This is a genomic window from Lysobacter arseniciresistens ZS79 (genome assembly GCF_000768335.1).
GTDB classification, from domain to species: Bacteria; Pseudomonadota; Gammaproteobacteria; order Xanthomonadales; family Xanthomonadaceae; genus Novilysobacter; species Novilysobacter arseniciresistens.
In genome coordinates this window covers 17,964-44,284 of the sequence record NZ_AVPT01000017.1, presented here as the reverse complement: position 1 = coordinate 44,284, position 26,321 = coordinate 17,964, and the positions used below count along the sequence as shown (strand labels likewise).

At 71.1% G+C, this 26,321-nt stretch carries 22 protein-coding genes; 14 read left to right on the top strand and 8 right to left on the bottom strand.

The window, feature by feature from the left end:
- Positions 1-8 precede the first annotated feature (8 nt).
- Positions 9-1,352 carry a Xaa-Pro dipeptidase gene (gene pepQ, locus N799_RS09560; protein WP_036211456.1) on the bottom strand — a complete coding sequence of 448 codons (1,344 nt, stop codon included), beginning with the start codon at positions 1,350-1,352 and terminating at the stop codon, positions 9-11.
- 64 nt (positions 1,353-1,416) lie between these two features.
- Between pepQ and N799_RS09555 the strand changes: the two genes are divergently transcribed.
- Positions 1,417-4,032, top strand: coding sequence for a bifunctional diguanylate cyclase/phosphodiesterase (locus N799_RS09555; protein WP_238978886.1), 2,616 nt, complete (start codon positions 1,417-1,419; stop codon positions 4,030-4,032).
- A gap of 21 nt (positions 4,033-4,053) precedes the next feature.
- On the opposite strand, the gene N799_RS09550 is transcribed toward N799_RS09555, so the two are convergent.
- The 5 genes from N799_RS09550 to rph form a co-directional block, all read right to left on the bottom strand.
- A complete protein-coding gene (locus N799_RS09550; protein ID WP_036211453.1) occupies positions 4,054-4,410 on the bottom strand; it encodes a PilZ domain-containing protein in 357 nt (118 codons plus the stop codon).
- Complete coding sequence (locus N799_RS09545; RefSeq protein ID WP_036211450.1) at positions 4,407-6,731, bottom strand: DUF1631 family protein; 2,325 nt, start codon at positions 6,729-6,731, stop codon at positions 4,407-4,409. The genes N799_RS09550 and N799_RS09545 overlap by 4 nt, the downstream gene beginning before the upstream one ends.
- Positions 6,732-6,907: 176 nt before the next feature.
- Complete coding sequence (gene hemW, locus N799_RS09540) at positions 6,908-8,071, bottom strand: radical SAM family heme chaperone HemW (protein ID WP_081974919.1); 1,164 nt, start codon at positions 8,069-8,071, stop codon at positions 6,908-6,910.
- A gap of 498 nt (positions 8,072-8,569) precedes the next feature.
- Complete coding sequence (rdgB, locus tag N799_RS09535) at positions 8,570-9,163, bottom strand: RdgB/HAM1 family non-canonical purine NTP pyrophosphatase (protein WP_036211506.1); 594 nt, start codon at positions 9,161-9,163, stop codon at positions 8,570-8,572.
- Positions 9,164-9,174: 11 nt separating this feature from the next.
- Positions 9,175-9,930, bottom strand: coding sequence for a ribonuclease PH (rph, locus tag N799_RS09530; protein ID WP_036211501.1), 756 nt, complete (start codon positions 9,928-9,930; stop codon positions 9,175-9,177).
- Positions 9,931-9,997: 67 nt separating this feature from the next.
- On the opposite strand from rph, the gene N799_RS09525 reads away from it, so the two are divergent.
- From N799_RS09525 to N799_RS09485, 9 genes are all read left to right on the top strand, one after another.
- Positions 9,998-10,858 carry a YicC/YloC family endoribonuclease gene (locus N799_RS09525; protein WP_036211447.1) on the top strand — a complete coding sequence of 287 codons (861 nt, stop codon included), beginning with the start codon at positions 9,998-10,000 and terminating at the stop codon, positions 10,856-10,858.
- Between the two features lie 2 nt (positions 10,859-10,860).
- Positions 10,861-11,484: a guanylate kinase gene (gene gmk, locus N799_RS09520; RefSeq protein ID WP_036211444.1), complete on the top strand. Its 624-nt coding sequence runs from the start codon at positions 10,861-10,863 to the stop codon at positions 11,482-11,484.
- Positions 11,485-11,586: 102 nt separating this feature from the next.
- Entirely contained in the window at positions 11,587-11,886 is a 300-nt protein-coding gene (gene rpoZ, locus N799_RS09515; protein ID WP_036211441.1) for a DNA-directed RNA polymerase subunit omega, read from the top strand.
- Between the two features lie 146 nt (positions 11,887-12,032).
- The gene (locus N799_RS09510) at positions 12,033-14,216 is read left to right on the top strand and encodes a RelA/SpoT family protein (RefSeq protein ID WP_036211438.1); all 2,184 of its coding nucleotides are present in this window, start codon (positions 12,033-12,035) and stop codon (positions 14,214-14,216) included.
- A gap of 69 nt (positions 14,217-14,285) precedes the next feature.
- The gene (locus N799_RS09505; RefSeq protein ID WP_036211435.1) at positions 14,286-14,669 is read left to right on the top strand and encodes a RidA family protein; all 384 of its coding nucleotides are present in this window, start codon (positions 14,286-14,288) and stop codon (positions 14,667-14,669) included.
- A complete protein-coding gene (recG, locus tag N799_RS09500) occupies positions 14,662-16,824 on the top strand; it encodes an ATP-dependent DNA helicase RecG (protein ID WP_052101424.1) in 2,163 nt (720 codons plus the stop codon). Before N799_RS09505 ends, recG begins: the two co-directional genes overlap by 8 nt.
- 43 nt (positions 16,825-16,867) lie before the next feature.
- Positions 16,868-17,809: a nucleoside hydrolase gene (locus N799_RS09495; protein WP_036211430.1), complete on the top strand. Its 942-nt coding sequence runs from the start codon at positions 16,868-16,870 to the stop codon at positions 17,807-17,809.
- Positions 17,810-17,890: 81 nt separating this feature from the next.
- Complete coding sequence (locus tag N799_RS09490) at positions 17,891-18,133, top strand: type B 50S ribosomal protein L31 (RefSeq protein ID WP_036211427.1); 243 nt, start codon at positions 17,891-17,893, stop codon at positions 18,131-18,133.
- Positions 18,134-18,343: 210 nt separating this feature from the next.
- The gene (locus N799_RS09485) at positions 18,344-19,642 is read left to right on the top strand and encodes a citrate synthase (RefSeq protein WP_036211424.1); all 1,299 of its coding nucleotides are present in this window, start codon (positions 18,344-18,346) and stop codon (positions 19,640-19,642) included.
- Positions 19,643-19,742: 100 nt separating this feature from the next.
- On the opposite strand, the gene N799_RS09480 is transcribed toward N799_RS09485, so the two are convergent.
- Together N799_RS09480 and N799_RS09475 are read right to left on the bottom strand one after the other, a co-directional pair.
- Positions 19,743-20,435 carry a hypothetical protein gene (locus N799_RS09480; RefSeq protein ID WP_052101428.1) on the bottom strand — a complete coding sequence of 231 codons (693 nt, stop codon included), beginning with the start codon at positions 20,433-20,435 and terminating at the stop codon, positions 19,743-19,745.
- Positions 20,436-20,514: 79 nt separating this feature from the next.
- A complete protein-coding gene (locus tag N799_RS09475) occupies positions 20,515-23,031 on the bottom strand; it encodes a penicillin-binding protein 1A (protein WP_036211421.1) in 2,517 nt (838 codons plus the stop codon).
- A 217-nt stretch (positions 23,032-23,248) separates the two neighbouring features.
- Between N799_RS09475 and N799_RS09470 the strand changes: the two genes are divergently transcribed.
- The 4 genes from N799_RS09470 to N799_RS09455 are packed head-to-tail and all read left to right on the top strand — an operon-like array spanning position 23,249 to position 26,319.
- Positions 23,249-24,307: a pilus assembly protein PilM gene (locus tag N799_RS09470; RefSeq protein ID WP_036211418.1), complete on the top strand. Its 1,059-nt coding sequence runs from the start codon at positions 23,249-23,251 to the stop codon at positions 24,305-24,307.
- Entirely contained in the window at positions 24,307-25,107 is an 801-nt protein-coding gene (locus N799_RS09465) for a PilN domain-containing protein (protein WP_081974918.1), read from the top strand. Before N799_RS09470 ends, N799_RS09465 begins: the two co-directional genes overlap by 1 nt.
- A complete protein-coding gene (locus tag N799_RS09460) occupies positions 25,104-25,763 on the top strand; it encodes a type IV pilus inner membrane component PilO (protein ID WP_036211415.1) in 660 nt (219 codons plus the stop codon). Before N799_RS09465 ends, N799_RS09460 begins: the two co-directional genes overlap by 4 nt.
- 34 nt (positions 25,764-25,797) lie before the next feature.
- The gene (locus tag N799_RS09455) at positions 25,798-26,319 is read left to right on the top strand and encodes a pilus assembly protein PilP (RefSeq protein ID WP_036211492.1); all 522 of its coding nucleotides are present in this window, start codon (positions 25,798-25,800) and stop codon (positions 26,317-26,319) included.
- The last annotated feature ends 2 nt before the right edge of the window (positions 26,320-26,321 follow it).

Sequence of the window (26,321 nt, the reverse complement as noted above, 5' to 3'; positions counted from 1 at the left end):
GACCCGGCTCAGTCCAGCGCGGCGAATCCTTCGCGGGTCAGGTTGACCGGATCGCCGTCGGTGCAGACCACGTCGTCCTCGATCCGGATGCCGCCGTAGGGTCGCAGCGCGTCCACCCGGTCCCAGTCGACCGAGCCGGCGTGCTCGCTGTCGCGCAGTTCCTGCAGCAGCAGGTCGGCGAAGTAGATGCCCGGCTCGATCGTCACCACCGCGCCGGGTTCCAGCGTGCGGGTCAGGCGCAGGTAGGGGTGGCCGTCGGGTTTGTCGATGGTGCCGCCGGTGTCGCTCTCGAGGAAGCCGCCGACGTCGTGCACCTGCAGGCCGATGTAGTGGCCGATGCCGTGCGGGAAGAACTTCGCGCTGACGCCGGTCTCGACCATCGACTCGGGCGACATGTCGACGATGCGGAAGTCGCGCAGCACCGTCGCCATCTCCAGGTGGGCGTCGAGGTGGATCCGGCGGTAGTCGGTGCCGGCGCGGACCTGGTCGCACAGGCGCTGCTCGGCGGCGTCGACCGCGTCGATCATCGACTGGAACTCGCCGGCGGTGTCGTACGCGTAGGTGCGGGTGATGTCGCAGGCGTAGCCGAGGTGGCTGGCGCCGGCGTCGATCAGGAAGCTGCGGATCTCCCGCGGCGGCACGCGGTCGCGGTTGGTGTAGTGCAGCACCGCACCGTGCTCGTTGAGCGCGACGATGTTGCCGTAGGGCAGGTCGTTGGCGTCCTGCCGCGCGGCCTGGCAGTAGGCGAGGTGGATGCCGAACTCGCTGGCGCCGGCGCGGAAGGCACGCTCGGCGGCGCGGTGGGCGCGCACGCCGTGGGCGGTCGCCGCCCGCATCATTTCGATCTCGTACGGCGTCTTGACCGCGCGGTGGAACTCCAGGTAGTTCACCACCGCCGCCGGGTTGTTGGGCACGAACGCGCGGCCCGAGCCGTCGTCCAGCGTGCTCTGCGGCTCGCCGAGGATCGCGCAGCGCGACGGGTCGGCCGGCAGGTGCGCCAGCGCCTCGCCCGGCTCGCGGATCACCACCACGTCGAAATGCTCGACCCAGTAGCCCGACGGCGCCTGCGGCACCACGTGCCAGTAGTCGAACGGCTGCAGGTAGACGAGCTTCGGCTTCCCGCCGGGCGTGTATACCAGCCAGCTGCCGGGGTTCTGCACCAGCGGCGCCCATGCCTTGAACTGCGGGTTGACCGCGTACGGGTAGTCGCGGTCGTCGAACACCTGGTAGTGGATCGACCCGCTGGGGACCACCAGGTGATCGAGGCCGCCGCGCTCCAGCGCCCGGGCGCTGCGCCGTTGCAGTTCCTCGACGTGGTGCGTGTATAACTTCGACATCTCTTGGTCTGTCATGGGAGTTCTCTTGCGGGAGAGCCACGATTCTGACGGATTCCCACCACACCCGCAGCCCGCGAACGTGGCGAGAGACGTTGCCCCGTTGGGCATCGCGGCGTGGGTGTGGTCGCTGGTCGCGCTGGGGCTGGGCGTGGCGCTGTCGGTCTGGCTGGCGCAGGCGCAGCAGCGCCGGGTCGACGCCGGCCAGCGGGCCGACCTGGAGGCGGTGGCCGACGCACTCGCCGGCACCGTCGGCGAGGGGCTGCGCACCTGCGAGCTGCTGGCGCGCTCGGTGCAATCGCTGTTCCTGGCCTCCTCGGAGGTGGAGCCGCGCGAATTCACCCACCTGTACCAGAACCTCCACCCGCGCGACCGCCTGGACAGCCTGCAGGCGGTGGCCTACGCCGAGCGCGACGCCGACGGCCGCTACGTCACCCGGCTGGTGGCCCCGCGGGAGGGCAACGAGCGCGTGCTCGGCCTCGACGTCGCCAGCCAGCCGCCCAACCTCGCCGCCCTGCTGGCCGCGCGCGACAGCGACCGGCCGGTGCTGTCGGCGCCGTTCCGGCTGCTCCAGCAGGAGGCCAGCGGCACGCCCGCGGAAGGCGTGACGCTGCGCCTGCCGATCTTCCATCCGGGCCCGCCGCCGGCATCGGTGGCCGAGCGCCGCGAACGCGCGCGCGGCTCGGTCGCCATCTCGTTCAATGTGCGTCGGCTGATCGGCGACTCGCTGCCCGAGGAGATCGCCGACGCGGCCTTCCACGCCTCGGTCGCCGATGTCACCGGCGGCACCGCGCGGCCGCTGTTCGACTCCCACCCGCTCGCGCACGGCGACGCCGGCGACCACGTGACCCGCACCGTGCTGTTCGGCGGGCGCGAGTGGCGGGTGCAGGTCCACGCGATGCGGCAGCCGCTGGCGGTGGCCGACTGGTCCCAGTCGATCCTGTGGCCGGGGCTGGTGGCGAGCGCGCTGTTCGCCCTGCTGGTGTGGTCGGTGCTGACCTCGCGGCGGCGCGCGCTGGAGCAGGGCTGGCGGATGAGCCGGCGCTACCGCGAGAGCGAGGAGCGCTTCCGCGTGCTCAACGAGCTGCTGCCGGCGCTGGTGCTGCTGGCGCGCGGTGGCGACGGCCGCATCACCTACGCCAACCAGGCGGCGCGGCTCCGGCTCGGCGAGGCGAGCGGCGAACTGACGCTGGCCGCCCTGTTCGATGACCACCGGCTGGGGCTGCGCATGCAGGCCGGCGAGCTGGCCAACGGCACGCCGTCGGAAGCGGTGTTGTCCAACGCCACCGGCGACCGCTTCTGGGCCAGTGTTTCGACCGCCCGGGTCGACGTCGGCGGCGAGGACATGCTGCTGATGGTCGCCACCGACACCTCCGAGCAGCGCCAGCTCACCGAGCTGCTCGGCTACCAGGCCAGCCACGACGCGTTGACCGAGCTGTACAACCGCCGCGAGTTCGAGCGCCGGGTCGAACGCGTGCTGGTCGCGCTGTCCTCCGGCGGCATGCCGGCGGCGCTGCTGTACATGGACCTCGACCAGTTCAAGCTGATCAACGACACCTCCGGCCACATCGCCGGCGACCAGTTGCTGATCCAGCTGGCGACGGCCATGCGCGAGCAGTTCGACGGCGAGGGCGTGCTGCTGGCGCGGCTGGGCGGCGACGAGTTCGGCGTGCTGGTGCCGGGCCTGCGCGAGGCCGGCCAGGCGCGCGACCTGGCCGAGCGCCTGCGTGAGCGCATCGACGGCTACGTGTTCGTCTGGGAGCAGCGCACCTACACCATCACCGTCAGCATCGGCGGCGTGGTGCTGGACCAGCCGGGGCTGGCCTTCAAGGACGTGCTCGCGCAGGCCGACACCGCCTGCTACATGGCCAAGGAGGGCGGCCGCAACCGCGTGCACTTCTACTCGGCCAGCGACGACGAGACCGCGCGCCGTCACGGCGAGATGGAGTGGGCCAACCGCCTGCGCTGGGCGGTGGCCGAGGGCCGGCTGCTGCTGATGTACCAGGAGGTGCGGCCGGTCTCGGGCGACCGCGGCCGGCCGTATATCGAGCTGCTGCTGCGCTTCCGCGACCAGCAGGGCCGGCTGGTGCCGCCCGGCGCGTTCCTGCCGGCGGCCGAGCGCTACGGCCTGATGCCGATGATCGACCGCTGGGTGATCGAGACCGCGCTGTCGCACTTCGACCAGCTGCACCCCAGTGGCGCCGGCCTCGGGCTGGCGACGATCAACCTGTCGGGCGCGAGCATCGAGGACGAGTCGCTGGTCGACCGTATCCTCGAACTGCTGCACGCACACGGGGTCGACCCGCAGCGGGTGTGCTTCGAGATCACCGAGACGGTGGCGGTGCGCAACCTGTCGCAGGTCGGGCGCTTCCTCGGCCGGCTGCGCGATGCCGGCTGCAAGCTCGCGCTCGACGACTTCGGCGCCGGCATGTCCTCGTTCGGCTACCTCAAGAACCTGCCGGTGGACATCATCAAGATCGACGGCAGCTTCATCCGTGACCTGTTGACCGACCCGATGAGCCACGCGATCGTCCGCGCGGTCAACGACATCGGCCACCAGCGCGGGATGGTGGTGATCGCCGAGTGGGTGTCGAGCGTCGAGGTGCTCGACGCGCTGGCGGCGATCGGGGTCGACTATGCGCAGGGATTCGACCTGCACCGGCCCGAACCGGTCCCGCTGCACCGCCGGCGCGGCTGAGCGGCCGGCGGCGGGTGCCCGCTACCGACCCGGCTGGACGCGTGCGGCCAGCGACTGCAGCCAGTCGCGCAGCGGCCGGGCGTGTTCGTCGAGCACCTTGATGAAGCGGAAGCCCATCCACGCCTGGCCGGCGGCGCTGGCCTGGTCCTGCCACAGCAGGTGTGCGCCGAGTTCGATCGCCTCGCCGCGCGCGTCGCCGATCTCCAGCCGGAACTGGTACAGCGCGTCGTCGACCAGCGGCGCACAGGCGATCAGCAGCATGCCGGTCTCGGAAATGTTGCCGAGCCGGCCGACCACGAGGTCGGTCATCGTGTCGACCACCTGCACGGTGTCCGGCACGTCGTAACGGTCGGCGCGGCGGTATTCCTGTCGACTCATCCTGCCTCTCCGTCGTGGGTGGGCGCGTCCTGCGTCGAACTGGCGGGTGCCGGCCCGCGCAGCGCCGCCAGCGCGGCGTGCCAGGCGGCATCGACCAGCCGGCCGCGTTCGGCCGGCACCACGCGCGCGGTGCCGGCGGCCATCAGGCGCGCGAGCGCGGCGATGTCGGCGGGTACTCCGTCCTCGACGCGTTGCCCGCGCTGGTTCACGAACAGCACATCGCCGGTGCGCGGGCTGGACCACGCCAGCCGGCGTCGCACGATGCCGTCCGGTGCGGCGGTGTCGAACTCGATCCACGTGCCCGGCGGCAGGGCGCGCAGGCGCTCCTCCCACGCGCGCTCGCCGGGCGACAGCGGTGCGTCGTCGCGCGCGGGCACCGAGGTGTCCCGGCCGAGCCGGGTGCGGGCGTGGATCTTCATTGCCAGCTCGGTGCGCGATGCGTCCTCCGACCCCTCGTCGCCCGACGTGCCGGCGAGCACGGCGGCGATCGCGTCGGCCTCGGCGCGGTCGTGGCCGACCATCACCAGCGCAACTGCGACGCGCCGAGCGGTCTCCGGGTCGAGCGGTTCGCCGGTGGCGCCGGCTGCGGCGCTGGTGGCGATACGGACGGTATCGCTGCAGCGCTCGCGCCATTCCGGCGAGTCGTCGCCGTGGCGCAGCAGCGCCAGCGTCAGCGCGTCGACCCAGGCGTGTTCAAGCACGTTGCGCACGAACCGGGGCACCGCGCGGTCGCGCATCGCGTCGTCCACCACCGCCTTGGCCCGGTGCCGCGCCAGCAGCAGTTTCTCGCGGCCGCGCCCGGCCTCGACCTGGCGCCGCTCGCTGATCTCCGCGCGCTGGGCCGCCTTGCGGAAATGCTGCTGCAGCGACTGGTCGACGGCGACGAACACCGATGCATCGTCGCCACCGCGCTGGGCGACGCGCTCGACCGCGTGCTGCAGCTGCGCCAGCAGGTCGGGGTCGATCTCCTCGGGGCCAAGCCAGCGCGCTCCGGCCTCGGCCACCGCGTTGAGCAGCCGCCGCGCCGGGTGCTGCGGGTCGACGAACAGGTCGGGATCGGTCAGCGCCACGCGCAGCAGCGGGATCTGCAGGCGGTCGACCATGGCCCGGCTGGGGCTGTCGGGGCGCAGCTGGCGGCGCACCTCGCGGTGGAACATGTCGGCCAGCTCGAAGGTCTGGTTGTCCTCGGGCGACAACGCCGCGGCATGGCCACGCTGCAGCCGGCTCTGCGCCAGCAGGGCCTGGCGGATCGCGGCCACGCCCGGCGGGTTGGCCGAACCGACGCTGCGCGCCTGCAGCGCGGCAAGCGCGGCCTCGACCTCGGACGTGGACAGCGCGACCGTGGTCGCTTCGCGAGGGATTGGCTGTATGCCGGGCGGCAGTGCTTCGCGGCCGGCCAGCAGGCGGCGCAGCAGCGCCACGGTTTCTTCCGAGCCGGCCCGCGCGGCGGGGTCGTCGCGCCCGGTGTCGCTGCCGGACCAGCCGGTGTATCCGCCGCCGGTGCCGGTTTGCGCGGCCCCGGATGGCGTGGCGCCTGTCGGCGGGGTGCCGGCCGCGGGGGGGCTTGCAGGCGGTCGGGCGGGCTCCTCGGGTACCGTGGCGTCGCCGGAAAGCACTGCACGGCGTGGCCGGCGCAACGGCACGTAGGTCAGCCCCGGCAGCACCCGCTCGCGCGCGAGCAGGGCGTTCATCGACTCGACGATGGCCTCGTAGTCCGGCCCCAGCTGGCGCTCGAACGTGCGGTACAGCAGCAGCCGGGTGTCCAGGTCGATGCCCGCATCGGTGCCCGCGGCGGCCAGCCGGGCGACGGTGGCGTGCGGCCCGACCGGCAGGTCGGCGGCGTCGAACGCGGGCGCGCCGGCCAGCACGCCGAAACGCTGGCCCAGCAGCAGCAACGGCAGCCGGCTGCGGCGTTCCATCCGCTCGGCGATCGCCTGCAACTCGGCGTCCTCGTCGATCTCGTCGTCGTCGACCAGCCGCAGGCCTTCCAGGCGGGTGGTCGGCGGCAGGATCTCGTTGCTGATCCGCTGTTCCCGCAGGCCCAGCAGCGCCGCTTCCAGCCGCTGCAGCACGAGCGGTGCGAACCGCGCGCCGTTGTGTTGCAGGGTGCGCACCGCGGCCATGCGCTGCGCCCGGGTCGTGGGGTCACGGGTCTGCTCGGCCTGCTTCGCGAGGTCCAGCTCGACCGCTACCAGCAGGCGGTCCAGTTCACGCCGGAAGTCGCTCGACAGCGCGGCCAGCAGCCGCTGCACGATGCCGTGCACCCGCGGCGGCAGGGCCGGTTGCGACGGCGATGGGCTCGGCGGCTGGCGATCGGGCATGCGGTCGGCTCCGTCCTGTCGATGGTGGCCCGCCGCGGTGGCGGGGCCGGTTCGAGCCTACCCGTGCCGGTGTGAATGCGCGGGTGGCCGCAGGCATTAACGGCGGTTGCGTCGCGGACTTTAGGCCTTTTTGCGGTGGCCTGGCCGGGGCATGCTCCGGCGGGCGGACCGGCAGGCTAGTCCGCGAGGAACAGCCCGATGACGTCGTTGGCGAAGCGCCGCCCGAGTGCGGTCGGCCGGACGTGGCCGGCGTCGATGCGCAGCCAGCCGCGCGACACCGCTTCGTCCAGTTGCGGCTGGATGGCTGCGGCCGGCAGGCCGGTGCGCTTCTCGAACAGCGCCAGCGCGAAACCGTCGACCAGCCGCAGCGCGTTGAGCATGAACTCGAACGGCCGGCGTGCCGGTTCGACCTGTTCGTCGCCGCCGATGCCGGCGGGGGTGCCCGCGTCGGCAAGGTAGCGGGTCGGGTGCTTGTGCTTCCAGCGGCGCAGGATCGAGCCGTCGTGGCCGAGGGTGAGCTTGCCGTGCGCGCCGGCACCGATGCCGAGGTAGTCGCCGTAGGTCCAGTAGTTGAGGTTGTGCGCGCACTGGCGGTCCGGCCGGGCGTACGCACTGACCTCGTACTGGGCGTAACCGGCGCCGGCCAGCATCGCCTGGCAGTGCTCCTGCATGTCCCAGCCGAGGTCGTCGTCGGGAATGCCGGCCGGCGGCCGCGCGGCGAACACGGTGTTGGGTTCCAGCGTCAGCTGGTAGTGGCTGATGTGCGTGGGCTGCAGGGCGAACGCGCGCTCGAGGTCGTGTGCGGCCATCGCCAGGTCCTGGCCGGGCAGGGCGTACATCAGGTCGAGGTTGAAGTTGTCGAAGCCGGCGTCCCGGGCGAGCTTGACCGCGGTCTCGGCCTCGCGGCTGTCGTGGATGCGGCCGAGGCGTTGCAGGCAGCCGTCGTCGAAGCTCTGGATGCCGAAGCTGAGGCGGTTGACGCCGGCGTTGCGGTAGCCGTCGAAGCGGCCGTGTTCGGCGGTGCCGGGGTTGGTTTCGAGGGTGATCTCGCAGGCGGGGGCGAAGCGCAGGCGGCTGCTGGCGCCCTGCAGGAAGCGGTCGATGAAGTCGGGCGGCATCAGGCTGGGGGTGCCGCCGCCGAAGAAGACGGTCTGGACGGTACGGCCCCAGACGAGCGGGAGGTCGTGGTCGAGGTCGGCGAGGAGGGCGTCGACGTAGGCGGCGAAGGGGAGTTCGCCGCGGCCTTCGTGCGAGTTGAAGTCGCAGTAGGGGCATTTGCGCACGCACCACGGGATGTGGACGTACAGGGAGAGGGGGGGCGGGGTCAGGGGCTGGCTCACGTGGTTATTGTCCCACCTTGCAGCCAAGAGCCGAGAGCAACTTCGGAGGGTGCGCGCTGCGTGGCGCGGGCGGCGGGGGAGTTGTCTCCGCCTCCTCGGTCAGGGCGTCCTGCCCTGACTCGGGGCCGCAGGCCATCCATGGCCTGCTCTCCGCAACTCCCCCGCCACCCACACCACGCGGATCGTTTCGTCCTTTCTGGAAGTTGTCCGCCGGCCGTCGAGGTCGTGCGGCGTTCGGATGCTTCGACGGCCGCGACGACGGCAGAAGTAGGGGCGACGATTGATCGGGCCACACCGTTGCAGGAGCGGCTTCAGCCGCGATCCGATCCCGAGCCGCGCATCCAGCCTGCTTTTCGCAACAAGCTCCAACGTCCCGTCACAGCGCCTGCCGGGTAGCCCGCACACCAAGCGAGTATCGGGGAGCGACTGTGCGGGCTACCCGGCAGGCGCCCTCGCGATCTCTCAGCCGTGTTCCCGGTCGCTTCGGCGCAAGCCAACTCAGTGACGCGCAAGCTGCTCTTGAAGGATCGCCAACGCCTGTCCGCGATGGCTGACGCGATTCTTCGTGGCGGGATCGAGTTCCGCTGCCGTCCGCCCGCTGTCGGGATCGAGGAACAGCGGGTCGTAGCCGAAGCCGCCGGTGCCGCGCGGGGCGGTGAGGATGCGGCCGTGCCATTCGCCCTGGGCGATCAACGGCCGCGGGTCGTCGGGGTGGCGGAGCAGGGCGAGGGTGCAATGGAAGTGCGCGCCGCGTTGTTCGTCGGGGACTACGGCGAGCGTGGTCAGCAGCTTGTCGATGTTGCGCGCGGCGTCGCTCGGTTCGCCGGCGTAGCGCGCGGAGTACAGGCCGGGGGCGCCGTCGAGTGCATCGACGCACAGGCCGGAGTCGTCGGCCAGCGCTGGCAGTCCGGTCACGCGGGCAGCGTGGCGGGCCTTGAGCAGGGCGTTCTCGACGAAAGTCAGGCCGGTCTCGGGAATGTCCTCGACGCCGAGCTCGCCCTGGGCGACGAACTCGAAACCGGCCTCGCCGAGCAGGCGGTTGAACTCGGCCAGCTTGCCGGCGTTGCCGCTGGCGACGACGATCCGCCGCAGGCCCGGCGTGCTCACCCGGCCAGCGCCTCGCGCTGCTTCTCGACCAGCCGGGCGATGCCGGCTTCGGCCAGCGCGGTCATCGCGGCGAGCTCGTCGCGGCGGAACGCGTGCCCCTCGGCGGTGCCCTGCAGTTCGATGAAGCCGCCGCCGTCGTTCATCACGACGTTCATGTCGGTGTCGCAGTCGCAGTCCTCGGCGTAGTCGAGGTCGAGCACCGGCACGCCGCGGTAGATGCCGACCGACACCGCCGCGACCGCGCCGAACACCGGCGAGCGGCCGCCGCCGGGCAGCTTGATCGCGCGCGAGGCGACCAGCCCGTTGATCGCATCGACCAGCGCCACGTAGGCGCCCGTGATCGCCGCGGTGCGGGTACCGCCATCCGCCTGCAGCACGTCGCAATCGAGCGTGATGGTGCGCTCGCCGAGAAGCTTGCGATCGACGCACGCGCGCAGCGAACGGCCGATCAGTCGCTGGATCTCCAGCGTGCGGCCACCCTGCTTGCCGCGCGCGGCCTCACGGTCGCTGCGGGTGTGGGTGGCGCGCGGCAACATGCCGTACTCGGCGGTGACCCAGCCTTCGCCCTTGCCGCGCAGGAACGCCGGCACCCGGTTCTCGACGCTGGCGGTGCACAGCACGCGGGTCCCGCCGAAACTGACCAGCACCGAGCCTTCCGCGTGGCGGGTGAAGCCGCGCTCGATGCGCACTTCGCGCAGCTGGTCCGGCGCGCGGCCGCTGGGTCGCGTGAACGCGTTGCTGCCGTCTGTCATGGCGCCGATTACCGTCTTGGGGGCGCGCGAGTTTACCATTCGCCCCTTGTCGGCCTTGGGATTCACGATGATCCGCAGCATGACCGCCTTCGCCAGTGGCGAACGCGCCACGCCATGGGGCACGCTCGGCTGCGAGCTGCGTTCGGTGAACCACCGCTTCCTCGAGATCGGCGTGCGCCTGCACGACGACCTGCGCGCGCTGGAGCCGGTGCTGCGCGAGCGCATCGCCGCGCGCATCGCCCGCGGCAAGCTCGACCTGACGCTGCGCCTGCGCGCGCCGGAAGGCGAGGGCGGGCTGCACGCCAACCTCGGCCGCCTGCGCGAGCTCAGCGAGCTGGCGATCGACCTCGACGCGCGCTTTCCCGGCCTGCATACCGAGTTCACCCAGCTGCTGCAGTTCCCCGGCGTGCTGCAGGCGCCGGCAACCGATTCGGATGCGCTCAAGGCCGAGGCGCTGGCGCTGCTGGACGAGGTGCTCGACGAGTTCGTCGCCGCCCGCGAGCGCGAGGGCGCCAAGCTCGCCGCGGCGATCAACGAGCGCGTCGACGGCATCGCCCGCATCGCCGCCGAGGTGCGCGAGCTGATCCCGCGGATCCGCGCCGGCCAGCGCACCAAACTCGAGGCGCGACTGGCCGACCTCGCCCAGCCGGCCGACCCCGGGCGGCTGGAACAGGAGCTGGTCATCTGGCTGCAGAAGCTCGACGTCGACGAGGAGCTCGACCGGCTCGACTCGCACGTCACCGAGGCCCGCCGCGTGCTGAAGCTGCGCGAGGCGGTCGGCCGCCGGCTCGACTTCCTGCTGCAGGAGTTCAACCGCGAGGCCAACACGCTGGGCTCCAAGTCGGTCGATGCGCGCAGCTCGGCCGCCGCGGTCGAACTCAAGGTCCTGATCGACCAGGTCCGCGAACAGGTGCAGAACATCGAATGACCATGCGCGGAACCCTCTACATCGTCGCCGCGCCGTCCGGGGCCGGGAAGTCGAGCATCGTCAACGCGGTGCTCGCGCGCGACCCCAACATCCGGCTGTCGATCTCCTTCACCTCGCGCGCGCCGCGCCCGGGCGAGCGCCACGCCGAGCACTACCACTTCGTCGAGGCGGCGGAATTCGAGCGCATGGTCGAAGCCGGCGACTTCTTCGAGCACGCCCGCGTCCACGGCGACTGGAAGGGCACCGCGAGGCAGTCGGTGGAACCGCAACTGGCGGCCGGCAACGACGTGCTGCTGGAGATCGACTGGCAGGGCGCCCGCCAGGTCCGGGCCAAGGTGCCGGGTGCGGTGAGCGTGTTCATCCTGCCGCCGTCGCGCGACGCGCTGGAGCAGCGCATGCGCGCGCGCGGGCAGGACAGCGAAGCGGTGATCGCCCGGCGCATCGCCGCCGCGCGCGAGGAGATGTCGCACTACGGCGAGTTCGACTACGTCATCGTCAACGAGCACTTCGACACCGCGGTCGACGAGATGTGCGCGATCTTCACCGCCAGCCGCCTGCGCCGCGAGGCCCAGGTGGCCCGCCACGGCCGGCTGATCAGCCAGTTGCTGGCCGGGGAATCCGCTTAAGTCTTTGATTGGAAAGGCGATGCTTGCTCATGGCAGGCGCTTCGGCTACACTCCCGTCCCCTTTGTATCCGCATTGACGGCCGCCAGGCCGCCGGGAGCCCCATGGCCCGCATCACCGTAGAAGACTGCCTGCAGGTGGTCGACAACCGTTTCGAACTCGTCATGATGGCCGCCAAGCGCGCCCGCCAGCTGGCCAACGGCGTCGAGCCGCAGCTGGACAACAGCGAATCCAACGACAAGCCGACCGTTCTGGCGCTGCGCGAGATTGCCGCCCGCAAGATCGACACCGATTACGTCGACGCGGTCGAGAAGGCCGAGCGCGAGCGCAAGGAGCGCGAGGCGCTGGAGTGGGCCGCCGCCGAGGTGGTCGCCGACGACGACCTGTCCAAAGGCGACGACTGAACCCGTCGCCAGCGGTACCACGGAGCCCCGCCACGAGCGGGGCTCCTGCTTTTGGGGACCCTGCCGCCGGGGCTCCGTCGATTGCCCGCGACCACCCGTTTCCGTCGACATTGCACCGCGCCGCGCCGCGCGCGTAGATTGCCAGCATGACTCCTGCAGAGCCCGCCTGTAGCCGTTTCGACGTGCCGCCCATCGATGACGCGGCGGTGCCGGACTACGTGCGGGAGATGGAGCAGGCGGCCTCCTACCTGACCGCGCCGCAACTGGCGATGGTGCGCCGCGCGTGGACCATCGGCGCGGCGGCCCACGCCGGCCAGACCCGCAAGTCCGGCGAGCCCTACATCACCCACCCGGTCGCCGTCGCCGGGGTGCTGGCCGAGCAGAAGCTGGACGCCGAGACCCTGGTCGCGGCGATCCTGCACGACACCATCGAGGACACCCCGCTGACCCGCGCATGTATCGCCGCCGAGTTCGGCGACACCGTGGCCGACCTGGTCGACGGCGTCACCAAGCTCGACAAGCTGCATTTCCGCGACCGCCAGGAAGCCGCCGCCGAGAGCTTCCGCAAGATGCTGCTGGCGATGTCGCGCGACCTGCGGGTGATCCTGATCAAGCTCGCCGACCGCCTGCACAACATGCGCACGCTCGGCGCCAAGAACCCGGAGTCGCGCGCACGCATCGCCCGCGAGACGCTGGAGATCTACGCGCCGATCGCCCAGCGGCTGGGCATGAACCTGATCAAGGCCGAGTTGCAGGACCTCGGCTTCCGCGCGCTGTACCCGTGGCGCCACACGGTGCTGGAGAAGCGTATCCGCACCCAGCCGGTGGTGCGGCGCGAGGCGCTGGTGCAGATCGAAGCCAACCTGGCCCAGCGGCTGGCCAAGGAGAAACTGCCGCATCGGCTGATCAGCCGGGTCAAGTCGCCGTGGAGCATCTACACCAAGATGCGCGCCGAGCACAAAAGCTTCGCCCAGGTGATGGACGTGTTCGGCTTCCGCATCGTGCTGCGCACGGTGGCCGACTGCTACCACGCGCTGGGGGTGGTGCACGCGACCTACAAACCGCTGGACGCGCGCTTCCGCGACTTCATCGCGATTCCGAAGGCGAATGGCTACCAGTCGCTGCACACCGTGCTGTTCGGGCCCTACGGTTCGCCGGTGGAAGTGCAACTGCGCACCGAGGAGATGGACCTGATCGCCGAGCGCGGCATCGCCGCGCACTGGTCGTACAAGGACGGCAGCGAGGGTCCCAACAGCGCCCAGAGCCGCGCCCACAACTGGATCAGCGGGCTGGTCGAGACCCAGCACGCGACCGGCTCGTCGCTGGAGTTCCTGGAGAACGTCAAGGTCGACCTGTTCCCGGACGAGGTCTACCTGTTCAGCCCGAAGGGCGACATCCTGTCGCTGCCGCGCAACGCCACCGCGCTCGACTTCGCCTACGCGGTGCACACCGATGTGGGCAACCAGGCCGTCGCCGCGCGCGTGGACGGCAAGCTGGTGCCGCTGCGCACGCGCCTGGCCAACGGCCAGCGGGTCGAGATCATCACCGCGCGCTCGTCGATGCCCAAGCCGCAGTGGCTGGAGTTCGTGGTGTCCGGCAAGGCGCGCACGTCGATCCGCCAGCAGCTCAAGCACATCGAGCACGAGGATGCGGTGCAGCTCGGCCACCGCATGCTGGACCGCGCGCTGGAGGCACTCGACACCTCGCTTGAACGGGTGCCGGCCGAGCGCGTCGAGGCCTACCTGCAGGAACACCGCTACCCGCGGCTGGAGGCGTTGCTGGCCGACATCGCGCTGGGCAACCGGATGCCGAGCCAGGTCGCGCTGCAGCTTTCCCGAGAGGCAGGCGCGCGCGGTGGCCAGCGCCGCGCCGAGCCGGTGCCGCTGAGCAAGGACCGGATCCTGATCACCGGCGCCGAGCGCGGCGTGATCACCTTCGCCAACTGCTGCCTGCCGGTGCCGGGCGACGAGATCATGGGCTACCACACCGCCGGCAAGGGGCTGGTGGTGCACCGGATGGATTGCCCCAACGTCGCCGACTACCGCAAGTCTCCGGAGCGCTGGGTCGCGATCGGCTGGGACCGCAAAGTCAGCGGCGACTTCAGCGCGGCGTTGCGGATCGAGGTGGACAACCGGCCCGGCGCGCTCGCCTCGGTGGCCGCCGCGATCGCCGAGGCCGAGTCGAACATCGACCGGGTCGAGTACCTCGAGCGCGACACCCACATCGCCGTGCTGCGTTTCTCGATCGAGGTCGGCGACCGCCGCCACCTCGCCAACGTGATCCGCAAGGTGCGCCGGCTCGGCGTGGTCATGGGCGTGCAGCGGATCTGACCGGCCGGGACGTGGCCGCGCCCGGGCGCCACTCCTACAATGCGGCTTCACGACCGCGCAGGAGCCGACATGGCACGCACCCCGATCCAGACCGACCAGGCGCCCGCCGCCATCGGCCCGTACTCCCAGGCCATCCGCATGGGCCAGACCGTGTTCCTGTCCGGCCAGATTCCGCTCGACCCGGCCACCGGCGAGATCGTCGGCGGCGACGTCGAGGCGCAGGCGCGTCGCGCGTTCGACAACCTCAAGGCGGTCTGCGCCGCGGCCGGCGGCTCGCTCGGCGACGTCGCCCGGCTCGGCCTGTACCTCACCGACCTGGGCGACTTCGCCAAGGTCAACGCGGTGATGGCCGAGTACTTCGACGCCCCGTACCCGGCGCGCTCGACCATCGAGGTGTCCGCCCTGCCGAAGGGCGCCGCGTTCGAGGTCGACGCGATCATGGTCGTTGGCTAGACGCGCCACCCGGCGAGTGCCCGCGCCAGCGCCGGCGCTCGCCGCGGCCGGCGACGCGGCGCTGACGACGCTGGCCGGGTGCGGCCCGAAGGTCGCCGAAAAACTCGCCGCGCGCGGTCTCGTCCGGCTGCAGGACCTGTGGCTGCAGCTGCCGCGGCAATACGAGGACCGCACCCGCCTGACCCCGATCCGCGCGCTGCAGCCCGGCGTCGCCGCGCAGGTCGAGGGGCGGGTCGAGGCGGTCGAGCGCGGCTTCCGCTACCGGCCGCTGCTGCGCGTCGCGATCGGTGACGATTCCCGCGCCACCCTCGTGCTGCGGTTCTTCCACTTCCGTTCGGCGCAGGTCAACCAGTTCCGGGTCGGCGCGCGGGTGCGCTGCTACGGCACGCCGCGCCCGGGCCAGAACGGCCTGGAGATCGTCCATCCGAGCTACCGCGTCCTCGACGACGCGGTCGATGACGGCCTCGGCGACCGGCTCGATCCGGTCTACCCGGTCATCGAGGGCATCGGTCCGGCATCGCTGCGCCGGCTGATCGGACTCGCGCTCGACCGCCTGCCCGACGACGGCACACTCGAGCTGCTGCCGCCGTCGCTGCTCGCCTCGCTGCACCTGCCGCCGTTGCGCGAGGCGCTGTTGACGGTGCACCGGCCGCCGGGCGACGCCGACGTCGCGCTGCTGCTGGAGGGCCGCCACCCGGCCCAGCGCCGACTGGTGCTGGAGGAACTGCTCGCCCACCACCTGAGCCTGCGCCGCCAGCGCATCGCCCAGCAGGCGCACGCCGCGCCGGCGCTGCGCGACACCACGCTCGCCGCACGCCTGCGCGACGCGCTGCCGTTCGAGTTGACCGGCGCACAGCAGCGCGTGTTCGACGAGATCCTCGCCGACCTCGCCCGGCCCTCGCCGATGCTGCGGCTGGTGCAGGGCGACGTCGGCAGCGGCAAGACCGTGGTCGCCGCGCTGGTGGCGATGCTGGCGGTCGCCGACGGCCGGCAGGCCGCGCTGATGGCACCCACCGAACTGCTCGCCGAACAGCACCTGGCCAACCTGCGCGGCTGGCTCGAACCACTCGGCCTGCAGGTCGCGTGGCTGGCCGGCAAGGTGACCGGGCGTGCCCGCGCGAAGGTGCTGCAGGCGGTCGCCAGCGGCGAGGCGCAGGTGGTCGTCGGCACCCACGCGCTGATGCAGGACGGCGTGGCTTTCCACGACCTCGCGCTGGCCATCGTCGACGAGCAGCACCGCTTCGGCGTGCACCAGCGGCTGGCCCTGCGCGACAAGGGCGCGGGTGGCGAGGTCGGCGCGTCGGCGGTGGTGCCGCACCAGCTGGTGATGACCGCGACCCCGATCCCGCGCACGCTGGCGATGTCGGCCTACGCCGACTTGGACGTCTCCGCGATCGACGAACTGCCGCCGGGCCGGACCCCGGTGCAGACCGTCGCGCTGGGCGACGGCCGCCGGCCCGAGCTGGTCGAGCGCATCCGCTCGGCCTGCGCCGAGGGCCGGCAGGCGTACTGGGTCTGCACCCTGATCGACGAGCCCGACGACGACGGCCCCGGCGCGGCGATGAAGGTCGAGGCGCAGGCGGCGCAGAGCACGTACGAGGCGCTGTCGACGCAACTCCCGGAAGTGCGGGTCGGGCTCGTGCACGGCCGCATGAAGCCGGCCGACAAGCAGGCGACCATGGCCGCGTTCAAGGCCGGCGATATAGACCTGCTGGTCGCGACCACGGTGATCGAGGTCGGCGTGGATGTTCCCAACGCCTCGCTGATGATCATCGAGAACGCCGAGCGGCTCGGGCTGGCGCAGCTGCACCAGTTGCGCGGCCGGGTGGGGCGGGGCAGCGCCGCGTCCAGTTGCGTGCTGCTGTATCGCTCGCCGCTGTCGCAACTGGCGCGGCAGCGGCTGGAGACCATGCGTGAGACCAGCGACGGCTTCGTCATAGCCGAGAAGGACCTGGAGCTGCGCGGCCCCGGCGAACTGCTCGGCACGCGCCAGACCGGCCTGGCCGGCTTCCGCCTCGCCGACCTCGCCCGCGACGCCGACCTGCTGCCCCAGGTGCACGACATCGCCGGCCAACTGCTCGACGGCTCGCCCGGCATCGCCGACGCGATCGTCGCGCGCTGGGTCGGCGGCGCCGTGCGCTACGCCGGCGCCTGACTCGCCCGCGTCGCCACGCCGCACCCCGGGGCATAATCGCGGCATGACCGAATCCACCCGGATCCCGCTGCTGATCGACACCGACCCCGGCGTCGACGACGCCCTCGCTCTGCTGATGGCGTTCAACGACCCCCGCCACGCCGTGGTCGGGTTGACCGTCGCCGCCGGCAACGTCGGCCTGCAGCACACCGTCGCCAATGCGCTGAAGCTGTGCGAGGTGGCCGGCGTCGACGTGCCGGTGTTCGCCGGCTGCGCGACGCCGCTGCTGCACCTGGCCGAGGACGCCGGCTACGTCCACGGCCGCGACGGCTTCGGCGACGTCGGCTACGTCCCGGCCGCCCGCAAGGCCGAGGCCGAGCACGCCGCGCTGGCGATCCTGCGGCTTTCGCACGAGCACGCCGGCCGCCTGCTGCTGGTCGCGCTGGGCCCGCTGACCAACCTCGCGCTCGCCCTGCGGCTGGACCCGACCCTGCCGTCGCGGGTCGGCCGGCTGGTGGTGATGGGCGGCGCGGTGACCGGCCGCGGCAATACCAGCGCGGTCGCCGAGTTCAACATCGGCTTCGATCCGGAGGCCGCCCACATCGTGTTCGACGCGTTCCCGCGGGCCGACCTGGCCGATTGGGAGGCGGTGCTGGAGCACGGCTTCCCGCACCGCGAGGTCGAGCGCTGGCTGGCCTGCGGCAGCGCGCGGGCGACGTTCTACGAGCTGATTTCGCGCAAGACCCGGCAATGGGCCGGCGACAGTCGTGGCGACCGCTGGCACTCGGCCGATGCGCTGGCGATGGCGTTCGCGCTGGAACCGGACGGGGCGCTGGAAGTGGCCGAGCGCCCGCTCGCGGTCGAACTGGCCGGCCACCACAGCCGCGGCGCGACCATCGTCGACTGGCAGCGCCGCGGCGGTGCGCCGGACAACGCCGCCATCCTGCTGCGCTACGACCAGCGCCGGTTCGAGGCCCTGATCGAGGCGGCGCTGGCGGCCGTCTAGGACGTCGCCGACCGGGCTTGCGCCGGCCCCCGGGAGGCCGCTATACTGCCGCGCTTCCCTCCGCATAATTGGTGAGTGCCAATGAAAGCCGGCATCCATCCCGAGTACCGCGAAGTCGTGTTCCAGGACGTGACCACGGACTTCCAGTTCCTGACCCGCTCGACCCTTGGCAGCAAGGAGTCGGTGAAGTGGGAGGACGGCAACGAGTACCCCCTGATCAAGATCGACATCTCGTCGGCCTCGCACCCGTTCTACACGGGCAAGCACAAGATCATGGATACCGGCGGTCGCGTGGACAAGTTCCGCAAGCGCTACGCCAAGTAAGCGCCGCTCCAACGCTGTTGCCTCGACGGTCGCCCATGGCGGCCGTCGTCGTTTCTGCCGCCGTGCGCGCAACGCATTGTTGCGGGTCCCCGGGCGGACCGTGCGGTACGGCACTGTGCGATAATTCGCGGATCGCGGCACGACCCGCGACCTTGTCCACCCCCTCCGCCCGCGACCGGCTCGCGGGTGTGCAGACATGAGGAGTGCTTCGTGTCCGAAACATCTTCCAGCGCCCACGCGACCCTTTCCGTCGGTGACAGCAGTGTCGAACTGCCGGTCCAGCGCCCCACCATCGGGGCACCGTGCATCGACATCGGCAAGCTGCCCAAGGGCACCGGTCATTTCACCTATGACCCGGGCTTCACCGCCACCGCCAGCTGCAAGTCGGCGATCACCTACATCGACGGCGACGAGGGCACGCTGCTGTACCGCGGCTACCCGATCGAGCAGCTGGCCGAGAAGTCCAGCTTCCTCGAGGTCGCCTACCTGCTGATCAACGGCGAGTTGCCCGACAAGGCGCAGTTTGCCGGCTTCGAGCACGACGTCACCCACCACACGATGATGCACGAGGCCTTCAAGGGCTTCCTCGGCGGCTTCCGCCACGACGCGCATCCGATGGCGATGCTGGTCGGCATGCTCGGCTCGATGGCGAGCTTCTACCACAACGACCTCGACCTCGACGATCCGGAACAGCGCCGCCTGGCCGCGATCCGCCTGATCGCCAAGGTGCCGACGATCGCCGCCGCGTGCTACCGCCACTCGATCGGCTGGCCGCTGCGCTACCCGCGCAACAACCTCGACTACACCACGCGCTTCCTGCACATGCTGTACGAGGTGCCGAGCGAGCCGCTGGAGCTCAACCCGGTCGCGGCCAAGGCGATGGACCTGCTGTTCATCCTGCACGCCGACCACGAGCAGAACGCCTCGACCTCGACCGTCCGTCTGGTCGGTTCGACCGGCGCCAACCCGTACGTGTGCGTCGCCTCGGGCGTCGCCGCGCTGTGGGGGCCGGCGCACGGTGGTGCCAACGAGGCCGTGCTGAAGATGCTCAACGAGATCGGCCGGCCGGAGAACGTGAAGTCGGCGATCGACCGGGCCAAGGACAAGGAGTCGGGCTTCCGCCTGATGGGCTTCGGCCACCGCGTCTACAAGAACTACGACCCGCGCGCGGCGCTGGTGCGCAAGATGACCCACGAGGTGCTGGGCCAGCTCGGCGTCAACGACCCGCTGCTCGAGGTCGCGATGAAGCTCGAGGAGGCGGCGCTGAAGGACGACTACTTCGTGCAGCGCAAGCTCTACCCGAACGTCGACTTCTACAGCGGCATCATCTACAAGGCGCTCGGCATCCCGGTCGAGATGTTCACCGTGATGTTCGCGATCGCCCGCACCGCCGGCTGGGTCGCGCACTGGCTGGAGCAGCAGAACGATCCGGAGAACAAGATCGGCCGTCCGCGGCAGGTCTACACCGGCGCGGACAAGCGCGACTACGTCGGCTTCGACGCGCGCTGATCCCGGGCCGCCCGGTGGCTCGAACGCCCCGGTCGGTCGAGTACGTGGACGCCCCGCAATCGCGGGGCGTTTCCGTTTTCCGGGCCGCAGATACGCGTCGTCAGGCCGGCGGCGCGCCCTCGTACCCGGTGATCTCTTCCTCGGCCAGCAGCCGCCGCAGTTGCGCGGCGTTCGCCCGCTGCATCGGCCGCTCGTCGACCGCCGACAGCGGCGCCTGCCGCAGCAGTATGCGCGGCAGCACGGTCAGGTCGAACGTCAGGTCCTCGGCGCTGAACAGCCATACCGGGAAGTCCCCGCTGCGCACCCGGTCCAGTCGCAACCGGCGGCCGCTGGCCTCGGCCGGGATGCCGTGCTGGTCGAGGAAGCGCGGCACCGCGTCGGCGTCGTCGCTGTGCAGGAGCAGGGCGACCGGGCTGCGCGCATCGGCGGTGCCTCCCAGCACGGGGCCGACCAGCCGCGGGTCGAACGGCTCGAAGAACTCCAGCGCACGCAACGCGGCGTCGCGGCGGCGGCGCAGGCCGTCGGCATGGTCGGGGCGGAACAGTCGCTGGTATTCGCGCAGCGCGTCCTCGATCTCGCGGTTGCGCGGAAGCGAGGCGTCGTCGGAAATCCCCAGCCGCTGCGCGGCCTTCAGCTTGGCCTGGTGGTAGTCGCGCAGGCCGCCCTCGGCGATCAGCCGGGCGGCCTCGCCGGCGACCCGCCCGCGGCGCTCGCGGATGCGGGTCTCGGCGTGCCGCGCATGGTGGCCGGCGGTCGTCGCCTTGCCGGGTGTAGCGTGCTTGTGGCGTGGCATCGCGACCTCCACCGGTGCGGCGGCACCGCGATCGCGGGCCGCGGCCGGCCACGCGGCCGGCGCGACCACGCTAGCACGGTCAGAAGATGTCGAACGTCTCCTCGGCCTGGCTGGCGTCGGGGCCGTAGCTGTCGTACTCGGCGTAGGCCTGCATGCGCTCCAGGTCCTCGGTCTTGACCCACTCGGTGATGCCGCCGCTGGCGTTGGGCAGCAGGCTGCCGTTGGCCGCCACGCCGACCTCGACCATGCCGGCCGGCGGCAGGTTCTCCTTGACCGGGCGGCCTTCCAGCGCGACGCGCATGTAGTCGATCCAGACCGGCAGCGCGGCCTTGCCGCCGTACTCGCCGCGGCCCAGCGACTCGAAGTTGTCGCGGCCGACCCAGACCGTGGTCACCAGACCCCCGCCCAGGCCGGAGAACCACGCGTCGCGATGGTCGTTGGTCGAGCCGGTCTTGCCGCCGACGTCCTCGCGGCCGAGCACCTTGGCCTTGGTGCCGGTGCCGCGCTGGACCACGTCGCGCAGCATCGACTCGATCTGGTACGCGATGCGGCCGTCGATCGCGCGCGGGGCGACCTTCATGTCGGCCGGTGGTGTCTCCGGCTCCGCCGGCGCCTCCGGTTCGACAGCCGCCGGCTCGGCCGCTGCGGTCGCCGGCCCGAGGTTGAAGCCGCCGATCACGGTGCCGCCGCCGGACGCCGCGGCCGTCGCCGTGCGCGCGCCGCCGCCGCAGTACGGGCAGGCGGTGAGCGGGTTCTCCTCGAAGATCACCGCGCCGTCGCGGTCCTTGACCTCCTTGATCAGCCACGGCGTGACCCGGAAGCCGCCGTTGGCGAACACGGCGTAGCCGCGCGCGATCGACAGCGGGGTCAGCGACGCCGTGCCCAGTGACATCGACAGGTTCGGCGGCAGGCTGTCCTCGTCGAAACCGAAGTGGCTGATGTACTTGCGTGCGTAGTCGACGCCGATCGCGTCCAGCAGCCGCACCGACACCAGGTTGCGCGAGCGCACCAGCGCCTCGCGCAGGCGCATCGGGCCGAGGAACCTGGCGTCGTCGTTCTGCGGCCGCCAGGTGTTGCCGGCGCGGTCGCGGAAGACCACCGGCGCGTCGAGCACGACCGAGGCCGGGTTGAAGCCGCGCTCGAACGACGCGGCGTACAGGAACGGCTTGAAGCTCGAGCCCGGCTGGCGCTTGGCCTGGGTGGCACGGTTGAACTTGCTGCCGGCGAAGCTGAAACCGCCGGTCAGCGCACGCAGCGCGCCGGTGTCGGCCTCCATCGATACCAGCGCCGACTGCGCGCGCGGGATCTGGGTCAGCTCGTAGCGTGGCGCGGCGGGCTCGCCGGCGGCGGTGGTGGCGCCCTCGTCGCCGGCGTCCTCCCCGGTGTCGACCCGGTGCACCCGGACCACGTCGCCGCGCTTGACCAGGCTGGCCGGGTTGCGGCCGTTCCAGCCCTGGTCACGGCCAAGGGTGACCTCGCGCCCGCTGCGCAGCACCACCGTCGCACTGCCGTCGCCGGTGGCCAGCACCAGCGCCGGCAGCATGTCGGTCTGGGTGGCGATGCCGCGCAGTCGGGCCTTGGCGGTTTCGGCGTCCTCGCCCTCGGCCAGGTCGAAGTGCTGCTCCACGCCGTGCCAGCCGTGGCGGCTGTCATAGGTGGCCAGGCCGTCGCGCACCGCCTGGTTGGCCGCGCGCTGCATCTCCGGGTCGATCGTGGTGACGACGTGGTAGCCCTTGGTCATCGCCTCGGCGCCGAAGCGGTCGATCATCTCCTGGCGCACCATCTCGGCCACGTACGGGGCGTAGAGCTGGATCGGCGGCTCGTGCGGGGTCGCGTGCATCGGCACCCGCTGCGCGGCCGACTTCTCCGCGTCGCTGATGAAATCCAGGTCCGCCATGCGCTCGAGGATGTAATCGCGACGGATGCGCGCGCGCTCGGGGTTGCTGACCGGGTTGCCGCTGGACGGGAACTTCGGGATGCCGGCGAGCGAGGCCATCTCGTCCAGCGACAGCTCGGCCAGGTCCTTGCCGTAGTAGAACTCGGCCGCGGCGGTGACGCCGTAGGCGCGGTTTCCGAAGAAGCTGCGGTTGAGATAGAGCTCGAAGATCTCGTCCTTGCTGAGCTCGCGCTCCATCCGCCAGGCCAGCATCATCTCGGCGATCTTGCGGGTGTAGCTGTACTCGGTGCTCAGGAAGAACTGCCGGGCGACCTGCTGGGTGATGGTCGAGCCACCCGGGACGCGCTCGTCGTCGGTGGTCAGCAGCAGCCACACCGCGCGCGCCACGCCGACGTAGTCGACGCCGCGGTGCTCGTAGAAGCGGTTGTCCTCGATCGCGATGAAGGCCTGCTTGAGCCGTTCCGGCACCGCGTCGATCTCGGCCGGGTAGCGCCGGACCTCGCCGAACACCGCCATCAGGCGCCCGTCGCGCGCGTACACGTACATGGGCTCCTGCAACTCGACGTCGTGCAGGGTCTCCACGTCGGGCAGCTGGGGGGCGATCAGGTAATAGACGACGCCGAGGGCGATCACGCACGCGACGGCCAAGCCGGCCGCGGCCAGGAGTGCCCAGCGCAGCAGGCGACGGGGAAGGGACATCGAGCGGGTCCGGATTGCGGGTGGATAGGGTTGTGGAGTATAGAGGAGCCCGGGAAAGACACCGGCCGGGGAGCCGCCCTTTCGACCTCCAGTGGCAGAAAGGAGCACTGGTGGGCAATTAGTGGATGGAATGGTTGCGGGGTCGTAAAAAGTCCGTTATCTAGGACGCGGCCACGGAAAGAGCGCGCGAGCGCCTGGTGGCAAGGGGAGATAACAAGTGGGTGTCATTACCAAAAGCCAGCCGGCGCTCGTCGGCGTGGACATCAGTTCGACTGCGGTCAAGCTCCTGCAGATCTCGCGGGCGGGCAACCGCTACCGCGTCGAGCACTACGCGGTCGAGCCGCTGCCGCCCAACGCGGTGGTCGAGAAGAGCATCGTCGAGCCGGTCGCGGTCGGCGAGGCGATCAAGCGCGCGGTGGCGCGCTCCGGCACGCGGGCGCGGCACGCCGCCGCCGCGGTCGCCGGTTCCTCGGTGATCACCAAGGTGATCCCGATGTCGGCCGACCTCGAGGGCGACGACCTGGAGGCCCAGGTCGAGCTGGAGGCGGTCAACTACGTGCCGTACCCGATCGAGGAAGTGAACCTCGACTTCGAGGTGCTCGGCCCGGTGCCCGGCAGCAACGAGTCGGTGCAGGTCCTGCTGGCCGCCTCGCGCGCCGAGAACGTCGAGGTCCGCGCGTCCGCGCTTGAGATGGGCGGGCTGACGCCGAAGGTGATGGACGTCGAGGCGTTCGCGATCGAGAACGCGTTCGCGCTGGTTGCCGACCAGCTCAGCGCGCCGAAGGACGGCCTGGTGGCGCTGATCGACTCGGGCGCGACCATGACCACCCTCAACGTGCTGCGCAACGGCCGCAGCCTCTACAGCCGCGAGCAGGTGTTCGGCGGCAAGCAGCTGACCGACGAGGTCATGCGCCGCTACAGCCTCAGCTACGAGGAAGCCGGCCTGGCCAAGCGCCAGGGCGGCCTGCCGGACACCTACGAGACCGAGGTGCTTGAGCCGTTCAAGGAGGCGATGGTCCAGCAGATCAGCCGCCTGCTGCAGTTCTTCTACGCCGGCAGCGAATACAACCGCGTCGACCAGATCGTGATCGCCGGCGGCTGCGCCGCCATCCCCGGCATCGCCGGGATGATCGAGGAGCAGTTGGGCGTCCCGACCCTGGTCGCCAACCCGCTGGCCCACATGACCCTGGGGCCGCGCGTGCAGGCGCACGCACTGGCACAGGACGCGCCCGCACTGATGATCGCGTGCGGCCTGGCGCTGAGGAGCTTCGACTGATGGCACGGATCAACCTCCTTCCGTGGCGCGCCGAGCGCCGCAAGCAACGCCAGAAGGAAGCGATGGTCATGCTGGCGCTGTCGGCGCTGGCGGCCGTGGTGCTGTCGTTCCTCATCGTCGGCTTCTACAACGCCCAGATCGACGGCCAGAACGAGCGCAACGATTTCCTCAAGGCCCGCATCACCGAGGTCGACAAGCAGATCGCCGAGATCGACGAGCTCGACAAGAAGAAGGCCAAACTGCTGGCCCGCAAGGAAGTCATCGAGAAGCTGCAGGCCAACCGCTCGCAGATGGTGCATCTGTTCGACTCGCTGGTGCGCACGATTCCCGACGGCGTGATGCTGACCTCGATCAAGCAGGACAGCGAAACCCTGACGCTCGAGGGCCGCTCGCAGTCCAACGCACGGGTCAGTACCTACATGCGCAACCTCGAAGGCTCGGGCTGGATGACCAACCCGGAGCTGGCGATCATCGAGGCGCGCGGCACCGACAAGGGCCTGCCGTACGAGTTCAAGCTGCAGGTCAAGCTGGCCAACCCGAACGCGCCGAAGGACGAGGACGGCGACGGCATCCCCGATCCGCTGCCGGTCGAGTCGGAGGCCACCCCGGTCGCCGAGACCACCGGCGCGGTGCCGGGCGAGGTCGCCGCGATGCCGTCGGAAGAGGCCGCCGCCGCCCCGGTCACGGTCGAGGCCGCCCCGGGCGGGACCGAAGCAGCCGAGGGTGACGCGGCCGAGGGCGCCGTGCCGGCGAGCGAAGACGCCGCCGAAGTTCCCGCGTCCGAGGAGGCCGCGTCGTGAGCCAGAAGAAAATCAATCTCAAGGAACTGGACTTCAACAACATCGGCGGCTGGCCGCAGCAGGCCAAGGTCGGCCTGTGCGTGATCGTCGGCCTGCTGATCGTCGGCCTGGCCTGGTGGGTGTTCGTGCGCGACCAGCGCGACCAGCTCGCCAGCCTGGAGACCACCGAGTCCGAGCTGCGCGCCGAGTTCGAGAAGAAGCAGGGCCGCGCGTCCAACCTGGAGCCGCTCAAGCAGCAGCTGGCGCAGATGGAGCAGCAGCTGCAGCAGATGCTGCGGCAGCTGCCGAGCAAGACCGAGATGCCCGACCTGATCGTCGACATCTCGCAGACCGCGCTGGCCACCGGCATCAGCAACGAGCTGTTCCAGCCCGGTCCGGAGCAGCCCAAGGAGTTCTACGCCGAGAAGCCCATCGCGCTGCGCATGGTGGGCACCTACCACCAGTTCGGCGCGTTCGTCAGCGGCGTGGCCTCGCTGCCGCGCGTCGTGATCATGACGATGCACGACATCTCCCTGAAGCCGCGCGGCGATGCCAAGGGCGTCGGCATCACCGCCAACGCACCGCTGGAGCTGGCAGGCACCGTGAAGACATATCGCTACCTCGACGAAGAGGAAATCGCCGAGACCACGGCCGCGGCCGCCGGGGAGGGCAACTGAGATGCGTGAGCTGACCGTTCGCGGCGGTGCATCGATGCCCCGCCTGGCCCTGGCCATCTCGGTCGCGCTGCTGGTGGCCGGTTGCGCCCGCGGCGTGACCAGCACGCCGGGCGATGCGCCCAACCTCGAGGCCTGGGTCGCCGAGGTCAAGGCGCGGCCGGCGCCGCCACTGGATCCGCTGCCGGTGATGCAGCAGTTCGAAACGTTCGAGTACGCGGCCCAGGGCCTGCGTGACCCGTTCAGCAACGCCTTTACCGACCGTAGCAACGGCAGCGGTCCGCGCCCGGATTCCGACCGCCGCAAGCAGACGCTGGAGCAGTTCCCGCTCGACAGCCTCGACATGGTCGGCACGCTGGGCCGCGGCAACGGTATCGTGGCGCTGGTGATGGCCCCGGACAAGGTGACCTACCGGGTCCAGCCGGGCGCCTACATGGGGCAGAGCGACGGCCGGGTGACCGGCGTGTTCGAAGATCGCATCGAGTTGGTTGAACTGGTTCCGGACGGGGCGGGGGGCTGGCTGGAGCGGCCGGCAACCGTCGCGTTGGAAGATCAATAAGG

What these genes read in the sequence shown, in the direction of transcription:
- N799_RS09475 (WP_036211421.1), bottom strand. Translation starts at nt 23,031, where the DNA reads ATGTCCCTTCCCCGTCGCCTGCTGCGCTGGGCACTCCTGGCCGCGGCC.
- N799_RS09455 (WP_036211492.1), top strand. Translation starts at nt 25,798, where the DNA reads ATGCCCCGCCTGGCCCTGGCCATCTCGGTCGCGCTGCTGGTGGCCGGT.
- N799_RS09525 (WP_036211447.1), top strand. Translation starts at nt 9,998, where the DNA reads ATGATCCGCAGCATGACCGCCTTCGCCAGTGGCGAACGCGCCACGCCA.
- N799_RS09550 (WP_036211453.1), bottom strand. Translation starts at nt 4,410, where the DNA reads ATGAGTCGACAGGAATACCGCCGCGCCGACCGTTACGACGTGCCGGAC.
- rph (WP_036211501.1), bottom strand. Translation starts at nt 9,930, where the DNA reads ATGACAGACGGCAGCAACGCGTTCACGCGACCCAGCGGCCGCGCGCCG.
- pepQ (WP_036211456.1), bottom strand. Translation starts at nt 1,352, where the DNA reads ATGACAGACCAAGAGATGTCGAAGTTATACACGCACCACGTCGAGGAA.
- N799_RS09465 (WP_081974918.1), top strand. Translation starts at nt 24,307, where the DNA reads ATGGCACGGATCAACCTCCTTCCGTGGCGCGCCGAGCGCCGCAAGCAA.
- rpoZ (WP_036211441.1), top strand. Translation starts at nt 11,587, where the DNA reads ATGGCCCGCATCACCGTAGAAGACTGCCTGCAGGTGGTCGACAACCGT.
- N799_RS09545 (WP_036211450.1), bottom strand. Translation starts at nt 6,731, where the DNA reads ATGCCCGATCGCCAGCCGCCGAGCCCATCGCCGTCGCAACCGGCCCTG.
- N799_RS09495 (WP_036211430.1), top strand. Translation starts at nt 16,868, where the DNA reads ATGACCGAATCCACCCGGATCCCGCTGCTGATCGACACCGACCCCGGC.
- N799_RS09490 (WP_036211427.1), top strand. Translation starts at nt 17,891, where the DNA reads ATGAAAGCCGGCATCCATCCCGAGTACCGCGAAGTCGTGTTCCAGGAC.
- N799_RS09510 (WP_036211438.1), top strand. Translation starts at nt 12,033, where the DNA reads ATGACTCCTGCAGAGCCCGCCTGTAGCCGTTTCGACGTGCCGCCCATC.
- N799_RS09480 (WP_052101428.1), bottom strand. Translation starts at nt 20,435, where the DNA reads ATGCCACGCCACAAGCACGCTACACCCGGCAAGGCGACGACCGCCGGC.
- gmk (WP_036211444.1), top strand. Translation starts at nt 10,861, where the DNA reads ATGCGCGGAACCCTCTACATCGTCGCCGCGCCGTCCGGGGCCGGGAAG.
- N799_RS09505 (WP_036211435.1), top strand. Translation starts at nt 14,286, where the DNA reads ATGGCACGCACCCCGATCCAGACCGACCAGGCGCCCGCCGCCATCGGC.